The following is an 18131-nucleotide window of genomic DNA, read 5'->3' as shown; positions in this document are numbered from 1 at the left end:
GTGATGAAAGTTCGTGCATCGGTGAAAAAGCTGTGCCGTAACTGCAAGATTATTCGCCGCGAAGGTGTTGTTCGAGTAATTTGCAGCGCGGAACCGCGTCACAAACAGCGCCAAGGCTGAGTGTGATCCGCTTGAAGCCCGGCAGCTAGTGCGCTGCCGGGTTGATTATTTGTTATTACAGCGATATTATCTCGCGCCCTATTTCTTGGCTTCCGGGGCGTAGGTAGCTGTCAATTGGAGTCCCACTGAATGGCCCGTATTGCAGGCGTTAACATTCCAGATAACAAGCACACTGTTATCTCGCTGACCTACATCTATGGTGTTGGTCGCACTACTGCGCAGAAAATTTGCGCAGTGACTGGGGTAAACCCAGCCGCAAAGATCAAAGATCTGAGCGACGAGCAGATTGAGCAGTTGCGTGGCGAAGTGGCGAAGTTCACCACTGAAGGTGACCTGCGTCGCGAAATCAACATGAAAATCAAGCGTTTGATGGACCTCGGTTGCTACCGTGGTCTGCGTCATCGTCGTGGTCTTCCAGTACGCGGTCAGCGTACCAAGACTAACGCGCGTACCCGTAAAGGTCCGCGTAAGCCGATCCGCAAGTAATCGCCCACGCGAATCGACAGGAAATTAATCATGGCAAAACCTGCTGCTCGTCCTCGTAAAAAAGTTAAAAAGACAGTGGTTGATGGCATCGCCCACATCCATGCTTCTTTTAACAACACCATCGTGACCATCACCGACCGTCAAGGTAACGCGCTTTCTTGGGCTACCTCCGGTGGTTCGGGTTTCCGCGGTTCCCGCAAGTCCACGCCGTTTGCTGCTCAAGTAGCTGCTGAACGTGCTGGTCAAGCTGCGCTGGAATATGGCCTGAAAAACCTCGACGTTAACGTTAAAGGTCCAGGTCCAGGTCGTGAGTCCGCTGTCCGTGCATTGAACGGCTGTGGCTATAAGATCGCCAGCATCACCGACGTGACGCCAATCCCGCACAACGGGTGCCGTCCGCCGAAGAAGCGCCGCGTGTAATCCAGGAGATTGTAAAGAATGGCTCGTTACATTGGTCCAAAATGCAAACTCGCTCGTCGCGAAGGCACCGATCTCTTCCTGAAGAGCGGCGTGCGCGCGATCGAATCGAAGTGCAACATTGAAGCAGCACCTGGTATCCACGGCCAACGCCGCGGTCGCCAGTCCGACTACGGCACCCAACTGCGTGAAAAGCAGAAGGTCCGTCGTATCTACGGCGTTCTCGAGCGTCAATTCAGCGGCTACTACAAAGAAGCTGCTGGCAAGAAAGGTGCAACCGGTGAAAACCTGCTGCAACTGCTCGAATGCCGTCTGGACAACGTTGTATACCGTATGGGCTTTGGTTCGACTCGTGCCGAATCCCGTCAGCTGGTATCGCACAAGTCGATCAGCGTTAACGGTCAGACCGTAAACGTTCCGTCGTATCAGGTTCGTGCTGGTGACGTGGTTGCAGTTCGCGAGAAAGCAAAAAACCAACTTCGCATTGTCCAAGCTCTCGATCTGTGTGCCCAACGTGGCCGCGTAGAATGGGTAGAAGTAGACACTGAGAAGAAGTCGGGCGTTTTCAAGAACGTTCCTGCTCGCAGTGATCTGTCCGCCGACATCAACGAAAGCCTGATTGTCGAGCTCTACTCCAAGTAAGGGCTAGAAAATAGGTGCATCCATGCAGATTTCGGTAAATGAGTTCCTGACACCCCGCCATATTGATGTGCAGGTTGTCAGTCCAACCCGCGCCAAGATCACTCTCGAGCCTCTCGAGCGTGGTTTTGGCCACACCCTGGGCAACGCGCTGCGACGCATCCTGTTGTCCTCAATGCCCGGCTGCGCAGTAGTCGAGGCCGAGATTGACGGTGTGCTCCACGAGTACAGCGCCATCGAAGGCGTACAGGAAGACGTAATTGAAATCCTGTTGAACCTTAAAGGTCTGGCCATCAAGCTGCACGGTCGTGACGAAGTTACGCTGACCTTGTCGAAGAAGGGTTCGGGGGTGGTTACCGCTGCCGATATTCAGCTGGATCATGATGTCGAGATCGTTAATCCCGATCACGTAATCGCTAACCTGGCGTCTAACGGCGCCCTGAACATGAAGCTCACTGTAGCTCGTGGTCGTGGTTATGAACCAGCCGACTCGCGTCAGAGCGATGAAGACGAAAGCCGCAGCATCGGTCGCTTGCAGCTTGACTCTTCGTTCAGCCCGGTTCGCCGTATCGCATACGTGGTGGAAAACGCCCGTGTCGAGCAGCGTACCAACCTGGACAAGCTGGTTATTGATCTGGAAACCAACGGTACTCTGGATCCTGAAGAGGCTATCCGCCGCGCTGCAACCATTCTGCAACAGCAGTTGGCTGCGTTCGTCGACCTCAAAGGTGACAGTGAGCCAGTGGTTGTCGAGCAGGAAGACGAGATCGATCCGATCCTGCTTCGCCCGGTTGACGATCTGGAACTGACTGTACGTTCGGCTAACTGCCTTAAGGCGGAAAACATCTACTACATCGGCGACCTGATTCAGCGTACCGAAGTAGAGCTGTTGAAGACTCCGAACCTGGGCAAGAAATCCTTGACTGAAATCAAGGACGTTCTGGCCTCCCGCGGTCTGTCCCTCGGCATGCGCCTCGACAACTGGCCGCCTGCAAGTCTTAAGAAGGACGACAAGGCGACTGCCTGATCGTCGTAATCACCGAACGTAGTGTTTGGTAAGGAATGAACCATGCGTCATCGTAAAAGTGGTCGTCACCTGAGCCGCACCAGCTCGCACCGCAAGGCCATGTTCCAAAACATGGCGGTGTCGCTGTTCGAGCACGAGCTGATCAAAACTACTCTGCCAAAAGCCAAAGAACTGCGTCGCGTTGCTGAGCCGCTGATCACTCTGGCCAAGACAGACAGCCTGGCTAACCGCCGTCTGGCTTTCGACCGTACTCGTTCGAAAGCTATCGTTGGTAAGCTCTTCAACGACCTGGGCAAGCGTTACGCTACCCGTGAGGGTGGCTACCTGCGCATCCTCAAGTGCGGTTTCCGCGCTGGCGACAACGCGCCTATGGCGTACGTCGAGTTGGTTGATCGTGCTACTGCCGGCGAAGCTGTAAGCGCCGAGTAAGACGACAGTCTGCAACGAAGAACCGGGCCTAGTGCCCGGTTTTTTGTGGGCGCTGGAAAACCGACTATATTTCTTACTTCGCTGCCGGTTCTATAATAAACCAGCCATTATCTGTCGAGGTTCTGTATTAGTTATTTTCTATCAAAGTCCATGACTTAATGCATTTGATGGTGTCATCTTGATGGTCAATACTCCCTCCAAGCCGATTTGCCGGCAGTTCCTAGCCTGACCTGAGGAAGATTGAGCATGAGTACCATCCTTACCACCGCCAGCGGCGCGCCCGTTGCCGATAACCAGAACTCTCGCACTGCCGGCCCTCGGGGTCCGTTGCTCCTCGATGACTTTCACCTCATCGAAAAGCTTGCGCATTTCAACCGTGAAAACATTCCTGAACGTCGTGTACACGCCAAGGGTTCGGGCGCTCACGGTAAATTCACCGTCACCCGGGATATCACCCAGTACACCAGGGCGAAGCTGTTCGAGTCGGTTGGTAAAGAAACACCCACCTTCCTTCGATTCTCCACCGTTGGCGGTGAGCGTGGCTCGGCGGATACCGCGCGTGACCCGCGTGGCTTTGCTTTGAAGTTCTATACCGAAGAAGGCAACTGGGACATCGTTGGCAATAACACACCAGTGTTCTTCATCCGTGACCCGCTGAAGTTCCCGGACTTTATCCACACCCAGAAACGCCTGCCGCAAACGAATCTGAAAAGTGCACAGATGGTATGGGATTTCTGGTCGCTCTCTCCTGAGGCGTTGCACCAGATCACCATCCTGTTCTCGGACCGTGGCATCCCTGACGGCTACCGTCACATGCACGGCTTCGGCAGCCACACCTACAGCCTGCTCAATGCCAAGGGCGAGCGTCACTGGGTGAAGTGGCATTACAAAACCCGACAAGGGATCAAGAACCTCGCGCCAGCAGATGCTGCACGCCTGGCCGGTACCGATCCAGATTACGCCCAGCGCGACCTGTTCGAAGCGATCGAGCGCGCAGACTTCCCGAAATGGCGCGTTTGCATTCAGATCATGACTGAAGCCCAAGCGGCTGCTCATTACGAGAATCCTTTCGACGTGACCAAGACCTGGTCGCAGAAAGAGTTTCCTCTGATCGAAGTGGGTGAGCTTGAGCTCAACCGTAATCCGCTGAACTACTTCGCTGAAGTCGAGCAAGCGGCATTCGGGCCAAGCAACATGGTCCCAGGTGTTGGCTTGTCGCCGGACCGCATGCTCCAGGGCCGTGTATTCGCTTATGCGGATGCCCACCGCTACCGCATAGGTACCAATCACCAGCATCTGCCGGTGAATGCACCTCGCAGCCCTGTGAACACTTACCAGCGCGACGGCTCTATGGCATTTGGCAGCAATGGTGGTGCGGCACCCAACTATGAGCCCAACAGCTACGTGGACGCTCCTAAGCAGGCGCCTCGATACGCCGAGCCAGCCCTGCAGCTGAGCGGCGCCGCTGACCGCTTTGATCATCGCGAAGACACCGACTACTACAGTCACGCCGGTGCGCTGTTTCGCCTGATGAGCGACGAGCAGAAGCATTTGCTGGTCAGCAACATTTGCGCGGCGATGTCGGGTGTTTCCAGCGACGTGGTTGATCGTCAGCTGCAACATTTCTTCAAGGCCGATCCGGCGTATGGAGAAGCAATCGCAAAGGCACTCAACGTACAGATTAACGAAGTCTAAACGAGAAGCAGAACCGCCCTCATTTGGGCGGTTTTTGCGTTATTTAGGCTGCTTTTCTCAGAATATCTTCACTTTTATTGCGCGAAATGGGTGACCTTCCAGTCATGTTGGTTCAAACTACAGCCTTTCAAGCAGGGAGATGTAGGGCGATGCAAGGCCACCCAGACGTAATCGATTACCTCAACACGTTGCTGACCGGCGAACTGGCCGCGCGTGATCAATATTTCGTTCATTCGCGGATGTATGAGGACTGGGGGTTCACCAAGCTCTACGAGCGAATCAACCACGAGATGGAAGAAGAAGCAGGTCACGCAGACGCGTTGATGCGCCGTATTCTGATGCTCGAAGGCACACCGCGCATGCGTCCGGATGATCTGGATGTAGGCACCACGGTGCCGGAGATGCTCGAAGCGGATCTGCGCCTCGAGTACAAAGTCCGCGCCGCGCTGTGCAAAGGCATCGAACTTTGCGAGCAGCACAAAGACTATGTCAGCCGCGAGATCCTGCGCGTTCAGCTGAACGACACTGAAGAAGATCACACCTACTGGCTGGAAAAACAGTTGGGTCTGATCAAGCTGATTGGTCTCGAGAACTACCTGCAATCTCACACTTCCTGATTGCAACCGATACAAAAAAGCCCCTGTCACTGCTGAAGTGACAGGGGCTTTTTCATGCCTGGCGTTTAGGCCCGATCACGGATCAGCAGCGGCTTGAGATAGTGGCCAGTGTGAGACTGTTTCATCTCGGCCACTTCCTCTGGCGTGCCCGTAGCAATGATCTGCCCGCCTTTGGAGCCGCCCTCTGGGCCAAGATCCACCAACCAGTCGGCTGTCTTGATCACATCGAGGTTGTGTTCGATCACCACCACAGTGTTGCCGTGGTCGCGCAGGCGATGCAGCACATCGAGCAATTGCTGGATATCGGCGAAGTGCAGGCCGGTAGTCGGCTCATCGAGGATATACAGGGTTTTGCCGGTATCGCGCTTGGACAGTTCGCGAGACAACTTCACCCGCTGCGCCTCGCCGCCGGACAACGTCGTCGCCGACTGCCCCAGCTTGATGTAAGACAGGCCTACATCCATCAGCGTTTGCAGTTTGCGCGCCAGCGCGGGCACCGCGTCAAAGAACACCCGTGCCTCTTCGATGGTCATCTCAAGGGTTTCGTGGATGTTCTTGCCCTTGTATTTGATTTCAAGAGTTTCACGGTTGTAGCGCTTGCTCTTGCACACGTCGCACGGCACATAGATGTCCGGCAGGAAGTGCATTTCCACCTTGATCAGGCCATCGCCCTGGCAGGCTTCGCAGCGCCCGCCCTTGACGTTGAACGAGAAACGTCCCGGCCCATAACCACGCGAGCGCGACTCGGGCACACCGGCGAACAGTTCGCGAATCGGCGTGAACAGTCCAGTATACGTCGCCGGGTTGGAGCGTGGCGTGCGGCCAATCGGGCTTTGGTCGATATCGACGACTTTGTCGAGATGTTCCAGGCCCTTGATGCTGTCGTGCGCTGCCGCTTCCAGCGTGGTCGCACCGTTGAGTGCCGTGGCGCTCAGTGGGAACAGCGTGTTGTTGATCAGCGTCGATTTGCCTGAGCCGGAAACACCGGTCACGCAGGTCAGCAGGCCAATCGGGATTTCCAGATCGACGTTGCGCAGGTTGTTGCCGCGTGCACCTTTGAGCGCCAGAACCTGCTTCTTGTTGCGCGGCGTGCGCTTGGCCGGCACTTCGATCTTCACCCGGCCCGACAGGTATTTACCTGTCAGGGAATCCGGATGCGCCATGACTTCGGCAGGTGTGCCTTCAGCGACGATCTGCCCGCCATGCACCCCGGCACCAGGGCCAATATCCACTACGTAGTCAGCCAGACGAATTGCGTCTTCGTCGTGCTCGACCACAATCACCGTGTTGCCGATATCGCGCAGGTGCTTAAGGGTGCCGAGCAGCCGATCGTTATCACGTTGGTGCAAACCGATAGAGGGTTCATCGAGAATATACAGAACGCCTACCAGGCCCGCGCCGATCTGGCTGGCCAGACGAATCCGCTGCGCCTCGCCACCGGACAAGGTGTCAGCGCTGCGATCCAGCGACAGATAGTCCAGACCCACGTTGACCAGAAATTGCAGGCGCTCGCGGATCTCCTTGAGAATCTTGTCAGCGATCTCGCCACGACGCCCCGTCATCTTCAGGGCACCGAAGTATTCGCAGGCATCGCCAATCGGCAGGTTGGTCACCGCCGGCAGCGTCTTCTCGCCGACCCATACGTGGCGCGCTTCGCGACGCAGGCGGGTGCCGCGGCAATCCGGGCAGGACTGCGTGCTGAGGAACTTGGCCAGCTCTTCACGTACGCTCGCCGATTCGGTTTCGCGGTAGCGACGCTCCAGATTCGGCACGATGCCTTCGAACGGGTGCGAACGTTTGACGATATCGCCACGGTCGTTCAAGTACTTGAAGTCGACGTTCTGCGAACCGCTGCCATGCAGGATGAATTTCTGCTGATCGGCCGGCAGTTCGTTGAAGGGCACTTCCAGACTGAAACCATAGTGCGAGGCCAGTGAGCCAAGCATCTGGAAGTAATAGACGTTGCGCCGATCCCAGCCGCGTATGGCGCCCTCTGCGAGTGTCAGCTCGCCATTGACCAGTCGCTTGATGTCGAAGAACTGCTTCACCCCCAAGCCATCGCACGTCGGGCAGGCGCCGGCCGGGTTGTTAAAGGAGAACAGTTTGGGTTCCAGCTCGCTGATCGCGTGACCGCAGATCGGGCAGGCGAAGCGTGCGGAGAAGATCATCTCTTCGCCCGGCTCGTCGTCCATCGGTGCGACCAGCGCGATGCCGTCGGCCAGTTTCAGAGCGGTCTCGAACGATTCGGCCAGGCGCTGTTGCAGATCGGCGCGCACCTTGAAACGGTCGACGATGACGTCGATCGAATGCTTCTTCTGTTTATCCAGCTTCGGCAGCTCGTCGAGCTCGCAGATCCGGCCATTGACCCGGGCGCGAACGAAACCTTGCGCGCGCAATTCTTCGAAGACCGAAAGGTGTTCACCTTTACGCTCGCGGATCACTGGCGCCAGCAGCATCAGTTTGCTGCCTTCCGGCTGCGCCAACACCAGGTCGACCATCTGGCTGACGGTCTGGGCTTCCAGCGGAATGTCGTGATCGGGGCAGCGCGGGGTACCGACGCGTGCATAGAGCAGGCGCAGGTAGTCATAAATTTCGGTGATGGTGCCGACCGTGGAACGCGGGTTGTGCGAGGTCGACTTCTGTTCGATGGAGATCGCCGGCGACAGGCCTTCGATGGTGTCGACGTCGGGTTTTTCCATCATCGACAGGAACTGCCGGGCGTAGGCCGACAGCGATTCGACATAACGGCGCTGACCTTCGGCGTAGAGCGTGTCGAAGGCCAGGGAAGACTTGCCGGATCCGGACAGGCCGGTGATAACGATCAGTTTGTCCCGTGGCAGGGTCAGGTCGATGTTCTTCAGGTTGTGGGTACGGGCCCCACGTATCAGGATCTTGTCCAAAGTGGCCTCGCTCGGCGGGCGTCGAAAACGTAGGAGTATACGGGCAAATACTGGATGGATGCACACTATCAAACGAGCGGGTTATTGCTCTTACATGAAGAGTCTGTCAGGTGATGCGCGGCAAAGCGTCGCGATATACCCTGTCAATCGATGGGACTGGTAGAATCGCCGCCGGTTCACATGAGGTTTTTCCATGCACGATCCCCACAGCGAACGCATGAGTGGCAGTGAGACCCGCGCAGCAAGCGGTCTGGCCCTGGTGTTCGCCTTCCGTATGCTTGGCATGTTCATGGTGTTGCCGGTACTGGCGACCTACGGCATGGATCTGGCAGGAGCGACCCCGGCCCTGATAGGCCTGGCAATCGGCGCTTACGGCCTGACGCAGGCAATTTTCCAGATTCCGTTTGGCATCATCTCCGATCGTATTGGCCGCCGGCCGGTGATTTACCTGGGCCTGATCGTCTTCGCCCTCGGCAGCGTCCTGGCGTCTCAAGCCGATTCGATCTGGGGCGTGATCGCCGGCCGAATCCTGCAAGGTGCCGGTGCGATCTCTGCTGCGGTCATGGCACTGCTGTCCGACCTGACCCGCGAGCAGCACCGCACGAAAGCCATGGCCATGATCGGCATGACCATCGGTTTGTCATTCGCCGTCGCAATGGTCGTGGGCCCTCTGCTGACACGCGCCTTCGGCCTCTCCGGGTTGTTCCTGGCCACTGGCGCCATGGCGCTGCTTGGCATCGTCATCGTGATGTTTATGGTGCCCCGTGCCACCGGTCCGCTGCAGCATCGAGAATCCGGTGTGGCCCGCCAGGCGCTGCTGCCAACGCTCAAGCATCCGGACCTGTTGCGCCTGGACCTGGGCATTTTTGTGTTGCACGCCATGTTGATGTCCAGCTTCGTCGCCTTGCCCCTGGCACTGGTCGAAAAAGCCGGCCTGCCCAAGGAGCAGCACTGGTGGGTTTACCTCACTGCGCTGCTGATTTCCTTCTTCGCCATGATCCCGTTCATTATCTACGGCGAGAAGAAACGCAAAATGAAACGAGTTTTATTGGGCGCGGTGATGACGCTGATGCTGACTGAGCTATTCTTCTGGCAGTTCGGTGACAGCTTGCGGGCTCTGGTGATCGGCACGGTGGTGTTTTTCACCGCGTTCAATCTGCTGGAGGCTTCATTGCCGTCGCTGATCAGCAAGGTTTCACCGGCAGGCGGGAAGGGCACGGCCATGGGCGTGTACTCCACCAGCCAGTTCCTCGGTTCGGCACTCGGCGGGATACTCGGCGGCTGGCTGTTTCAGCATGGCGGTCTGTCGGTTGTGTTCCTCGGATGCGCCGGTCTGGCTGCCATCTGGCTGGCCTTTGCTGTTACCATGCGCGAACCTCCCTACGTGACGAGCCTGCGCTTGCCGTTGTCGCCCGAGGCGATCCGCGAAGCGGGTCTGGTCGAGCGCCTCAAGGCCCTCGTGGGGGTAACAGATGCAGTGATAGTCGCTGATGAGGCGGCTGTTTACATCAAACTGGACAAAGAATTAGTGGATCGCGACACCCTCGAACGCCTGGTGAACAACCCGGCCGAGGCTGCTTGCGGCGCTTAGGAGAACGTTATGGCCCGTGGGGTTAACAAAGTCATATTGGTCGGCACTTGCGGCCAGGATCCCGAAGTTCGCTACCTGCCTAACGGTAACGCCGTGACCAACCTGAGTCTGGCAACCAGCGAACAATGGACTGACAAGCAAACCGGTCAGAAGGTCGAGAAGACCGAATGGCACCGTGTGTCGATGTTCGGCAAGGTGGCCGAGATCGCCGGTGAATACCTGCGTAAAGGTTCGCAGGTCTACATCGAAGGCAAACTGCAGACCCGCGAGTGGGAAAAAGACGGTATCAAGCGTTACACCACCGAAATCGTGGTCGACATGCAAGGCACCATGCAACTGCTCGGCGGCCGTCCACAACAGGGCGACCAACAAGGCGGTGGCAACAACTACCAGCAGTCCGCTCCGGCACCACGCCAGCAGGCTCCGCGTCCGCAGCAGTCGGCTCCGCAACAGCGTTCGGCCCCGGCTCCACAGCAGGCCGCACCGCAACCAGCTCCGGATTTCGATAGCTTCGATGACGATATTCCGTTCTGATCCGCAGCTTGTTCAGAACCGCAAAATAAAAAAAGCGAAGCCATATGGCTTCGCTTTTTTGTGGGCGCCGTTAAAAGGTTAACGTGACAGAGCAGTCACATTGGCTCGCGCCGAGTGCAGTTTCTTGTAACTGTCGATCAGCCGCAGGTGCCGGTCCAGCCCCTCCAGCTTCATGCTGGTCGGCGTCAAGCCATGGAAGCGCACGCTGCCGTCCACCGAACCAATCGCCGCATCCGTTCGCTCGTCGCCAAACATCCGGCGGAAATTAGCCTCGTAGTCTTCCAGTTCCAGGTCTTCGTCGAGCTTCATTTCCAGCACGACGTTGACTGCCTGATAGAACAGGCCACGTTCAACGGTGTTGTCGTTGTACTGCAGGAACATTTCCACGGCCTCTTTCGCCTCTTCATATTGCTGCAGGGCGAGATAAATCAGCAGCTTCAACTCCAGGATCGTCAACTGACCCCAAGCGGTGTTGTCATCGAATTCGATGCCGATCAGCGTGGTGATCTCGGTGTAATCGTCCTGCTCGCTTTTTTCCAGGCCTTGGGCGAGGTTGCGCAGGCCGACCTTGCTGAGGTTATGCAGGTTGAGGATGTCGGCGCGAAATTGCAGGGCTTTGTTGGTGTTGTCCCAGATCAGATCTTCGACCGGGTAGATCTCCGAGTAATCCGGCACCAGAATCCGGCAGGCCTTGGCACCGATGTGCTCATAGACCGCCATGTAGACTTCTTTGCCCATGTCTTCGAGGATGCCGAACAGGGTGGCGGCTTCCTCGGCATTGGAGTTTTCGCCTTGGCCGGAGAAGTCCCACTCGACGAATTCGAAATCCGCTGCAGCGCTGAAGAAACGCCACGACACGACACCGCTGGAATCGATGAAGTGCTCGACAAAGTTGTTCGGCTCGGTGACCGCGTGCCCTTCAAAGTCGGCTGCGGCAAGTCGTTCAAACCTTCGAAACTGCGGCCCTGCAACAACTCGGTCAGGCTGCGCTCCAGTGCCACTTCCAGGCTCGGGTGTGCGCCGAACGAGGCGAATACGCCGCCAGTGCGCGGGTTCATCAGGGTCACGCACATCACCGGAAATTCACCTCCCAGGGATGCATCCTTGACCAAAACGGGGAACCCTTGCTCCTCCAGGGCCTGAATGCCGGCCAGGATACCCGGGTACTTCGCCAGCACGTCGGCCGGCACATCAGGCAAGGCAAATTCGCCTTCGATGATTTCGCGTTTGACCGCGCGCTCGAAGATCTCCGACAGGCATTGCACCTGGGCTTCGGCCAGGGTGTTGCCGGCGCTCATGCCGTTGCTCAGGAACAGGTTCTCAATCAGGTTGGAAGGGAAGTACACCACTTCACCGTCCGAACGCCGCACGTAAGGCAGCGAGCAGATGCCCCGTTCTTCATTGCCCGAGTTGGTATCGATCAGATGGGAGCCGCGCAACTCGCCGTCGCGGTTGTAAATCTTCAGGGTGTACTCGTCGAGAATTTCGCTCGGCAGTTCGTCTTTTGGCCCCGGTTTGAACCACTTCTCGTTCGGGTAATGCACGAACTCGGCATTGGCGATCTCTTCGCCCCAGAACTGGTCGTTGTAGAAAAAGTTGCAGTTCAGGCGCTCGATGAACTCACCCAGCGCCGAGGCCAGTGCGCCTTCTTTGGTCGCGCCCTTGCCGTTGGTGAAGCACATGGGCGAATGCGCATCACGGATGTGCAGCGACCAGACGTTGGGCACGATGTTGCGCCACGAAGCGATTTCGATCTTCATCCCCAGGTCGGCCAAAATGCCCGACATGTTGGCGATGGTCTGCTCCAGCGGCAGGTCCTTGCCCGCAATGAAAGTGCCAGCGTCCGAACCGGCAACCGGCATCAACAAAGCCTGAGCATCGGCATCGAGGTTTTCGACTTCTTCGATGATGAACTCAGGGCCGGTCTGCACGACCTTCTTCACCGTGCAGCGATCGATCGAACGCAAAATGCCCTGGCGATCCTTGTCGGAGATGTCCGCTGGCAACTCGACCTGGATCTTGAAGATCTGGTTGTAGCGGTTTTCCGGGTCGACGATGTTGTTCTGCGAAAGGCGAATGTTTTCCGTGGGGATGTTGCGCGTGTCGCAGTACAACTTCACAAAGTACGCCGCACACAACGCCGACGACGCCAGAAAGTAGTCGAACGGCCCCGGTGCCGAGCCATCGCCCTTGTAGCGAATGGGCTGATCGGCGATCACCGTGAAGTCGTCGAACTTGGCTTCAAGTCGAAGGTTGTCGAGAAAATTGACCTTGATTTCCATGCGGGATTACCAGAATACGGCTAAACGAATGGGCGCCATTATCCGGCATTTCAACGGTAAGTCTCCCCCGTCGGGCTGTTTTAGCCGGCAAAGCAAGGGCCGGCCGGAGGATTCGGCCTGGCCCTTTTCACGGTCAGCGGCTGGCTGCGAGGAATTCGTCAGTCGAGATCACGCTGGCGTAAGCAAAGCCCAAGGCCGACATGAACGCGGCGTGAACCTGGGCGGCTGGCACTGTCACGCCATTGAACTCCAGGTCGCGTGAGGCGCAAGCGTCGTGAATCACGGTGACGGTGTAGCCGAAGTCGGCAGCGGCGCGGGTAATGCCGTCGATGCACATGTGGCTCATGCTGCCGACCACGACCAGTTCCCTGATACCTTGCTCGTCGAGGATCGACTGCAGCTCGGTTTCACGGAACGAGTTGACGAAGTGCTTGAGCACCACCGGTTCATCGGCGCGGTTCAGAACCTTGGGGTGCAATTTCGCGCCGTCGGAGCCTGGAGTGAAGAAGGGCGCTTCGTCGGAAGTGAACTCATGGCGAATATGCACCACCGAGTCACCGGCATCGCGAAAGGCCTTGAGCAGTCTTACGGCGTTGTCGGCAGCAGCGTCGGCGCCGACCAGCGGCCACTTGCCCTGGGGAAAGTAGTCGTTTTGGATATCGACTACGATGAGTGCTTGCTTGGCCATGACTGTTTCCTCTTGAAGTGTTTGGGTGTGCAATGGAGTATCGGGTGTGGCAGGCATTCCGAGGATTGGCCGCACCGACAATAGACAGGGGAAAACTGACAATGGGCGCAGAAAGGGCCGCTGTGGCTGAACTGGGCGTGTTGATTTACCCCGGTGCGCAAATGGCGGCAGTGCATGGCTTGACCGATCTGTTCGGAGTCGCCAACCGGATTGCCGCTGAGCATCAGGCCGCGCAATTGCCGGTGTTGCGGGTCAGTCATTGGCAGGTCGACGGTGAGCAGCCGCCCGCGCGGGTTTACGACAGTCTTCCGGGCTCCGAAGGCGATTTGCTCGCGGTGTTGATTCCGCCATCAATTGGCGGCTTCAGTCCGGCGCAAATGCCGGCCTGCCTTGCGCAGTGGTTGCGTGATCAACATGCCCGTGGTGCGACGCTCGGCGGCGTCTGCGTCGGTTCGCTGATGTTGGCGGAAAGTGGTCTGCTCGATGGCCGCAGTGCCACCACACACTGGACGTCGGCGAAGGCTTTCGCCGAGCAATATCCGCAGATCAAACTGAAAGCCGATACGCCCATCGTCGATGACGGCGACCTGATCACCACTGCCGGATTGATGGCGTGGTCGGAACTCGGTTTGCGCATGGTCGATCGGCTGCTCGGGCCGAGCATCGCCACCGGCACTGCACGGTTTCTGGTGATCGAACACAGCGACAGTGCCAGCGAGTGCGGCAGCAACTTCTCACCTATTCTCAGTCATGGCGACGCGGCGATCCTCAAGGTTCAGCATTGGCTGCAAAGCACAGGCGCGACCGAGGTATCCCTGAGCGTAATGGCGCAACGCGCGGGCCTGGAAGAACGCACTTTCCTGCGTCGTTTTCGTGCCGCTACCGGGCTCAAACCGACCGAGTACTGCCAGCATCTGCGCGTCGGCAAGGCGCGGGAAATGCTTGAATTCACCAACGGCACGATCGATCACATTGCCTGGACGGTGGGGTATCAAGACCCGAGTGCGTTCCGGTCCACGTTCAGGAAAATTACCGGCCTGGCGCCGAGTGATTACCGCAGTCGCTTCGGCGTCGGCGCTGGCCAGAGTTGAACGCTCGAACAGGGGGAATGTCGGAGTGATTAACCGCAAGATTCACTGGCGGCATCCAGCAGGTGGCACCAGGCTTGATCAGAAGCCCTGACCTGCGACATCCACCAAGCGCAGATTGAAGGGGGATGCATGACCCCAACAAACCGCAAGAAACTGGTCGTCGCGCACTCCGTGCGGGCCCAGGCACCTCAGCATGAGGTGGAGACCAACCGCGCGCTGGCTCGTTGGCTGGCGCAGATTCTCGGGCTCAAGTTCGGTGGCAGTTACGACGCGAGCGTACACGGCGGTCGCGAGCTGTATCTATTGCCAACCCAGACGCTGGTAGGCGTGGCGGCCGCTCGGGCACTGGGGGTGAGGGGACCGGAGGATTTGTGGGGCGGCTATGTCGACCACGATTTCATCTGCACCAAGGCCATCAGCCATGGTTTATTCAGTCGCGATGCCTATGCGCCTGAAGGCTGGTCACCGTTGTTTTCCGAGCGGGTGCGTAACGTGGTGCTGGACGGTCTGACTGTCTTTTCCCTGGAAGACGCCCGTCCCGCAGCGGAGCATCTGTTGCAAAGCGGCCCGATCCGGTTAAAACCGGTGCACGCCTGCGCCGGTCGTGGCCAGGAGGTCGTCAAAACCCTCCAGCAATTTGACACCATTCTCGCCAGACCCGATGCCCAGTCCTTGTTCAGCGAGGGTGTGGTGCTGGAGCAGGATCTGCAAAATGTCATCACCCACAGCGTCGGCCAGAGCTTCATCGGCGACCAGGTGCTCAGCTACTGCGGTGATCAGTACCTGACCGAGGATGCTCACGGCGAGCAGGTCTACGGCGGTTCAAACCTGCTGGTCGTCCGGGGATACTACGAAGACCTGCTCGAGTTGCCGTTGGCAGAAGATGTGCGGCTGGCGATTCGCCAGGCCCAGGTGTTCGATAGCGCCGCCGACGAGGCCTACCCCGGTTTCTACGCTTCGCGGCGCAATTACGATATCGCCCAAGGCCTGGACAGAGAAGGGCAGGTGCGCAGCGGTGTGCTCGAACAATCCTGGCGCATGGGCGGCGCCAGCAGCGCCGAAGTGGCGGGCCTGCAGTCCTTCGTCAACGATCCGGGGATGCGCGCGATACGCGTGTCGTCGGTGGAAACCTACGTTGATCAGCCACTGCCGGCGGATGCCATCGAGGTGTACCGCGGCCCGGCCGAGAACAGCGAATTTCTTCTCAAATACGTAACGGTCAAATCTTATGACGGCTAGAAGCGAAAGCATTCAAATCGACATTGATGATGAGCAGATGAGCGGGACATTTCTCAGTCCCAAATCGAAAGTGCCGGGGGTGTTGTTCGTCCACGGTTGGGGCGGCAGTCAGGAGCGTGATCTTGAACGGGCCAAAGGCATTGCCGGTCTCGGGTGCGTGTGTCTGACCTTCGACTTGCGCGGGCACACTGGCGGCACAGGCATTCCCTTGACCCGGGTGACCCGCGAGGACAATCTGCGCGATCTGCTGGCGGCCTACGATCGCCTGCTCTCGCATCCGGCGCTGGACACCTCGGCGATTGCCGTAGTCGGTACCAGTTACGGCGGATATCTGGCTTCGATCCTCACCTCTTTACGCCCGGTACGCTGGCTGGCGCTGCGGGTACCGGCGCTGTATCGCGACGAACAATGGCACACCCCCAAACGTGATCTGGACAAGGCGGACTTGCGTGATTACCGAAGCACGCTGGTGCGCGCCGACAGCAATCGCGCGCTGCATGCGTGTTCGCAATTCACCGGGGATGTTCTGCTGGTCGAATCGGAAACCGATGACTATGTGCCCCACGCGGCGATCATGAGTTACCGCGCTGCGTGCCAGCAGACGCATTCCCTGACGCACCGGATTATCGACGGCGCCGATCACGCGTTGAGTGAACCGGTTTCGCAGCAGGCCTATACGTCGATTCTGGTGGACTGGATTACCGAGATGGTTGTGGGTGAGCGGTTGAGCATTATTCAGTCTTGAAGATCAAAAGATCGCAGCCTGCGGCAGCTCCTACAGAGAGCATACATTCCAACTGTAGGAGCTGCCGCAGGCTGCGATCTCTTGATCTTAATGCCTCGGTTTCTTCTCGATCCGCAACGACTTGGCCTTCGCCTCCACCAGCAGATACATCACCAACGTAATCAACAACGGCAGCAGGAAATAAATCGCTCGATACGCCAGCAACCCGGCCACCAGACCGCCTCGCGATGCCTCATGTTGCAGCAGCGCGACGAACACGGCTTCGAGCACACCAAGCCCTGCCGGAATGTGCGTGATGACCCCGGCAATCGCACTGATCAACAACACCCCTAGCACCAACGGATAGTCGAGTTTGCTCGGCAACAACGTGAATATCACCGCCGCCATCAGCGACCAGTTCAATGCGCCCAGCAACAGCTGTAACACCGCCATGCGCAGCGACGGCAAGTTGATTTCCACGCCACGGATCGACCATTCACGGCGCCTGGAGAACTGGCACGCCGCCAGATATCCGGCGCTGATCAGCAGCAACAGCACACCAATACCTTGTAACGCCGTGGTGCTGATCTTCCAGCCCGGCGGCATGCTCACCAGTCCGCTGCTGAACACCACTCCGGCAATGGTCATGTAGCCGAACCAGTTGGTTGCCAGGCTCAACCCAAGGATTTTGGCGATGTTGCCTTTGCTCACGCCGAGCCGTGAATACAGTCGATAACGCATGGCGATGCCGCCGACCCAGGCGCTCAGGTTCAGGTTGAATGCATAGCTGATGATGCCCACCGGAAGGATCTGTTTCCAGGTCAGATCCTGGCGTATGTAGGTGCGACCAATCAGGTCGAAACAGGCGTATACCAGAAAGCTCACCAGCGTCAGCCCTGCAGCGATGATCAAGGTGCGTACCTTGAAGTCCGCCAGGGTGTCGAACACTTCATTCCATTCGATGCGGCGGGCGAGCATCGTGAACAGCACGATCAGCGCCAGGAAAAACAGCATCGTCAGTGGCCGTTTCCAGCGACTCCAGCGGGATTTTCCCGGGCTCTCGGCGTGCGGCGCCGACTGTGTTTCAGCGCTGCTCATGGCGATCACTCCCGGTTGAATGGGTAAACAATTTCAGGCGCGGTTTGTGCGCCGGCAGCCAACCGGCCATTGCCGGGAAATGCCGCAGAAAGTGGAACACCAGAAAGCCCACGGTCATGTGCCAGATGCGCCCGCGCGGTGATTGACTGGCGTCCATGGCTTTGCAGTGGTTTTGGCTGAGTTCTTCGAGGCGCTCGAACAATTGCTGATTGAAGGCGCGATCGCGGATCAGCACGTTGGCCTCCAGGTTCAGCGACAGGCTCAACGGGTCGAGATTGCTTGAACCGACGGTGCTCCATTCTTCGTCCACCAGCGCGACTTTGCCGTGCAACGGGCGCTGACAGTATTCGTGGATCTGCACGCCGGCCTTGAGCAGGTAGTCGTAGGTCATGCGTGCAGCGAGTTTGGCCACCAGCATGTCCGGCTGGCCTTGCAGGATCAGTTTGACCTCCACGCCCCGGCGGGCCGCATTGCGGATCTCGCGCAGCAGGCGATAGCCCGGGAAAAAATAGGCGTTGGCGATCACCACCCGGCGCTGAGCACTGCGCAGTACC

The 18131-nt window shown here is 58.1% G+C and carries 17 protein-coding genes and 1 pseudogene; 13 read left to right on the top strand and 5 right to left on the bottom strand.

Annotated features, from left to right (window positions below):
• The first annotated feature begins 3 nt into the window (after positions 1–3).
• The 8 genes from rpmJ to bfr all read left to right on the top strand — a co-directional run bounded on the left by rpmJ (position 4) and on the right by bfr (position 5430).
• Positions 4–120 (top strand): 50S ribosomal protein L36, encoded by a 117-nt coding sequence (gene rpmJ / locus JFT80_RS09110; protein ID WP_002555468.1) that lies wholly within the window; start codon positions 4–6, stop codon positions 118–120.
• Positions 121–249: 129 nt separating this feature from the next.
• A complete protein-coding gene (gene rpsM / locus JFT80_RS09105) occupies positions 250–606 on the top strand; it encodes a 30S ribosomal protein S13 (RefSeq protein WP_003186020.1) in 357 nt (118 codons plus the stop codon).
• 30 nt (positions 607–636) lie between these two features.
• On the top strand, positions 637–1026 hold the full coding sequence (gene rpsK / locus JFT80_RS09100) for a 30S ribosomal protein S11 (protein ID WP_002555466.1): 390 nt from the start codon (positions 637–639) through the stop codon (positions 1024–1026).
• Between the two features lie 18 nt (positions 1027–1044).
• Positions 1045–1665, top strand: a complete 621-nt coding sequence (gene rpsD, locus JFT80_RS09095) for a 30S ribosomal protein S4 (RefSeq protein ID WP_003176404.1) — start codon at positions 1045–1047, stop codon at positions 1663–1665.
• Between the two features lie 22 nt (positions 1666–1687).
• Positions 1688–2689, top strand: coding sequence for a DNA-directed RNA polymerase subunit alpha (locus tag JFT80_RS09090; protein WP_003186012.1), 1002 nt, complete (start codon positions 1688–1690; stop codon positions 2687–2689).
• 42 nt (positions 2690–2731) lie between these two features.
• The gene (gene rplQ, locus JFT80_RS09085) at positions 2732–3118 is read left to right on the top strand and encodes a 50S ribosomal protein L17 (RefSeq protein ID WP_003176402.1); all 387 of its coding nucleotides are present in this window, start codon (positions 2732–2734) and stop codon (positions 3116–3118) included.
• 246 nt (positions 3119–3364) lie between these two features.
• Positions 3365–4813, top strand: a complete 1449-nt coding sequence (locus JFT80_RS09080) for a catalase (RefSeq protein WP_374091339.1) — start codon at positions 3365–3367, stop codon at positions 4811–4813.
• A gap of 149 nt (positions 4814–4962) precedes the next feature.
• On the top strand, positions 4963–5430 hold the full coding sequence (bfr, locus tag JFT80_RS09075) for a bacterioferritin (RefSeq protein ID WP_007918444.1): 468 nt from the start codon (positions 4963–4965) through the stop codon (positions 5428–5430).
• A gap of 65 nt (positions 5431–5495) precedes the next feature.
• Here the strand turns inward: bfr and uvrA are convergent, their stop codons facing one another.
• On the bottom strand, positions 5496–8330 hold the full coding sequence (gene uvrA / locus JFT80_RS09070) for an excinuclease ABC subunit UvrA (protein ID WP_201147652.1): 2835 nt from the start codon (positions 8328–8330) through the stop codon (positions 5496–5498).
• Between the two features lie 193 nt (positions 8331–8523).
• Here uvrA and JFT80_RS09065 point away from each other — a divergent pair, with 193 nt between their 5' ends.
• Entirely contained in the window at positions 8524–9921 is a 1398-nt protein-coding gene (locus JFT80_RS09065) for an MFS transporter (RefSeq protein ID WP_201147651.1), read from the top strand.
• Between the two features lie 9 nt (positions 9922–9930).
• Complete coding sequence (locus JFT80_RS09060; RefSeq protein WP_008081898.1) at positions 9931–10455, top strand: single-stranded DNA-binding protein; 525 nt, start codon at positions 9931–9933, stop codon at positions 10453–10455.
• A 78-nt stretch (positions 10456–10533) separates the two neighbouring features.
• Here the strand turns inward: JFT80_RS09060 and JFT80_RS09055 are convergent.
• Both JFT80_RS09055 and JFT80_RS09050 read right to left on the bottom strand, forming a co-directional pair.
• Positions 10534–12737, bottom strand: a pseudogene (locus JFT80_RS09055) (OsmC domain/YcaO domain-containing protein).
• A 133-nt stretch (positions 12738–12870) separates the two neighbouring features.
• Positions 12871–13425, bottom strand: a complete 555-nt coding sequence (locus JFT80_RS09050) for a cysteine hydrolase family protein (RefSeq protein ID WP_122838848.1) — start codon at positions 13423–13425, stop codon at positions 12871–12873.
• A 101-nt stretch (positions 13426–13526) separates the two neighbouring features.
• On the opposite strand from JFT80_RS09050, the gene JFT80_RS09045 reads away from it, so the two are divergent.
• The 3 genes from JFT80_RS09045 to JFT80_RS09035 all read left to right on the top strand — a co-directional run bounded on the left by JFT80_RS09045 (position 13527) and on the right by JFT80_RS09035 (position 16500).
• Entirely contained in the window at positions 13527–14516 is a 990-nt protein-coding gene (locus JFT80_RS09045; RefSeq protein ID WP_201147650.1) for a GlxA family transcriptional regulator, read from the top strand.
• Positions 14517–14645: 129 nt separating this feature from the next.
• Positions 14646–15755, top strand: coding sequence for a DUF3182 family protein (locus JFT80_RS09040; RefSeq protein WP_201147649.1), 1110 nt, complete (start codon positions 14646–14648; stop codon positions 15753–15755).
• Entirely contained in the window at positions 15745–16500 is a 756-nt protein-coding gene (locus JFT80_RS09035) for a S9 family peptidase (protein ID WP_201147648.1), read from the top strand. The genes JFT80_RS09040 and JFT80_RS09035 overlap by 11 nt, the downstream gene beginning before the upstream one ends.
• 87 nt (positions 16501–16587) lie before the next feature.
• Here the strand turns inward: JFT80_RS09035 and JFT80_RS09030 are convergent, their stop codons facing one another.
• Both JFT80_RS09030 and clsB read right to left on the bottom strand, forming a co-directional pair.
• A complete protein-coding gene (locus JFT80_RS09030; RefSeq protein ID WP_201147647.1) occupies positions 16588–17577 on the bottom strand; it encodes a lysylphosphatidylglycerol synthase domain-containing protein in 990 nt (329 codons plus the stop codon).
• A partial coding sequence (gene clsB, locus JFT80_RS09025) for a cardiolipin synthase ClsB (protein WP_201147646.1) occupies positions 17564–18131 on the bottom strand: 568 nt, incomplete at its 5' end. The genes JFT80_RS09030 and clsB, both read right to left, overlap by 14 nt.

Source organism: Pseudomonas sp. TH10 (genome assembly GCF_016651255.1).
In the GTDB taxonomy this organism is placed as follows: Bacteria; Pseudomonadota; Gammaproteobacteria; order Pseudomonadales; family Pseudomonadaceae; genus Aquipseudomonas.
The sequence above is the reverse complement of the archived record's forward strand: the minus strand, read 5'-3'. Positions and strand labels throughout refer to the sequence as shown.

Coding starts and splice junctions, on each gene's coding strand:
- rpmJ (WP_002555468.1), top strand. CDS start 4: ATGAAAGTTCGTGCATCGGTGAAAAAGCTGTGCCGTAACTGCAAGATT.
- rpsM (WP_003186020.1), top strand. CDS start 250: ATGGCCCGTATTGCAGGCGTTAACATTCCAGATAACAAGCACACTGTT.
- rpsK (WP_002555466.1), top strand. CDS start 637: ATGGCAAAACCTGCTGCTCGTCCTCGTAAAAAAGTTAAAAAGACAGTG.
- rpsD (WP_003176404.1), top strand. CDS start 1,045: ATGGCTCGTTACATTGGTCCAAAATGCAAACTCGCTCGTCGCGAAGGC.
- JFT80_RS09090 (WP_003186012.1), top strand. CDS start 1,688: ATGCAGATTTCGGTAAATGAGTTCCTGACACCCCGCCATATTGATGTG.
- rplQ (WP_003176402.1), top strand. CDS start 2,732: ATGCGTCATCGTAAAAGTGGTCGTCACCTGAGCCGCACCAGCTCGCAC.
- JFT80_RS09080 (WP_374091339.1), top strand. CDS start 3,365: ATGAGTACCATCCTTACCACCGCCAGCGGCGCGCCCGTTGCCGATAAC.
- bfr (WP_007918444.1), top strand. CDS start 4,963: ATGCAAGGCCACCCAGACGTAATCGATTACCTCAACACGTTGCTGACC.
- JFT80_RS09065 (WP_201147651.1), top strand. CDS start 8,524: ATGCACGATCCCCACAGCGAACGCATGAGTGGCAGTGAGACCCGCGCA.
- JFT80_RS09060 (WP_008081898.1), top strand. CDS start 9,931: ATGGCCCGTGGGGTTAACAAAGTCATATTGGTCGGCACTTGCGGCCAG.
- JFT80_RS09050 (WP_122838848.1), bottom strand. CDS start 13,425: ATGGCCAAGCAAGCACTCATCGTAGTCGATATCCAAAACGACTACTTT.
- JFT80_RS09045 (WP_201147650.1), top strand. CDS start 13,527: ATGGGCGCAGAAAGGGCCGCTGTGGCTGAACTGGGCGTGTTGATTTAC.
- JFT80_RS09040 (WP_201147649.1), top strand. CDS start 14,646: ATGACCCCAACAAACCGCAAGAAACTGGTCGTCGCGCACTCCGTGCGG.
- JFT80_RS09035 (WP_201147648.1), top strand. CDS start 15,745: ATGACGGCTAGAAGCGAAAGCATTCAAATCGACATTGATGATGAGCAG.
- JFT80_RS09030 (WP_201147647.1), bottom strand. CDS start 17,577: ATGAGCAGCGCTGAAACACAGTCGGCGCCGCACGCCGAGAGCCCGGGA.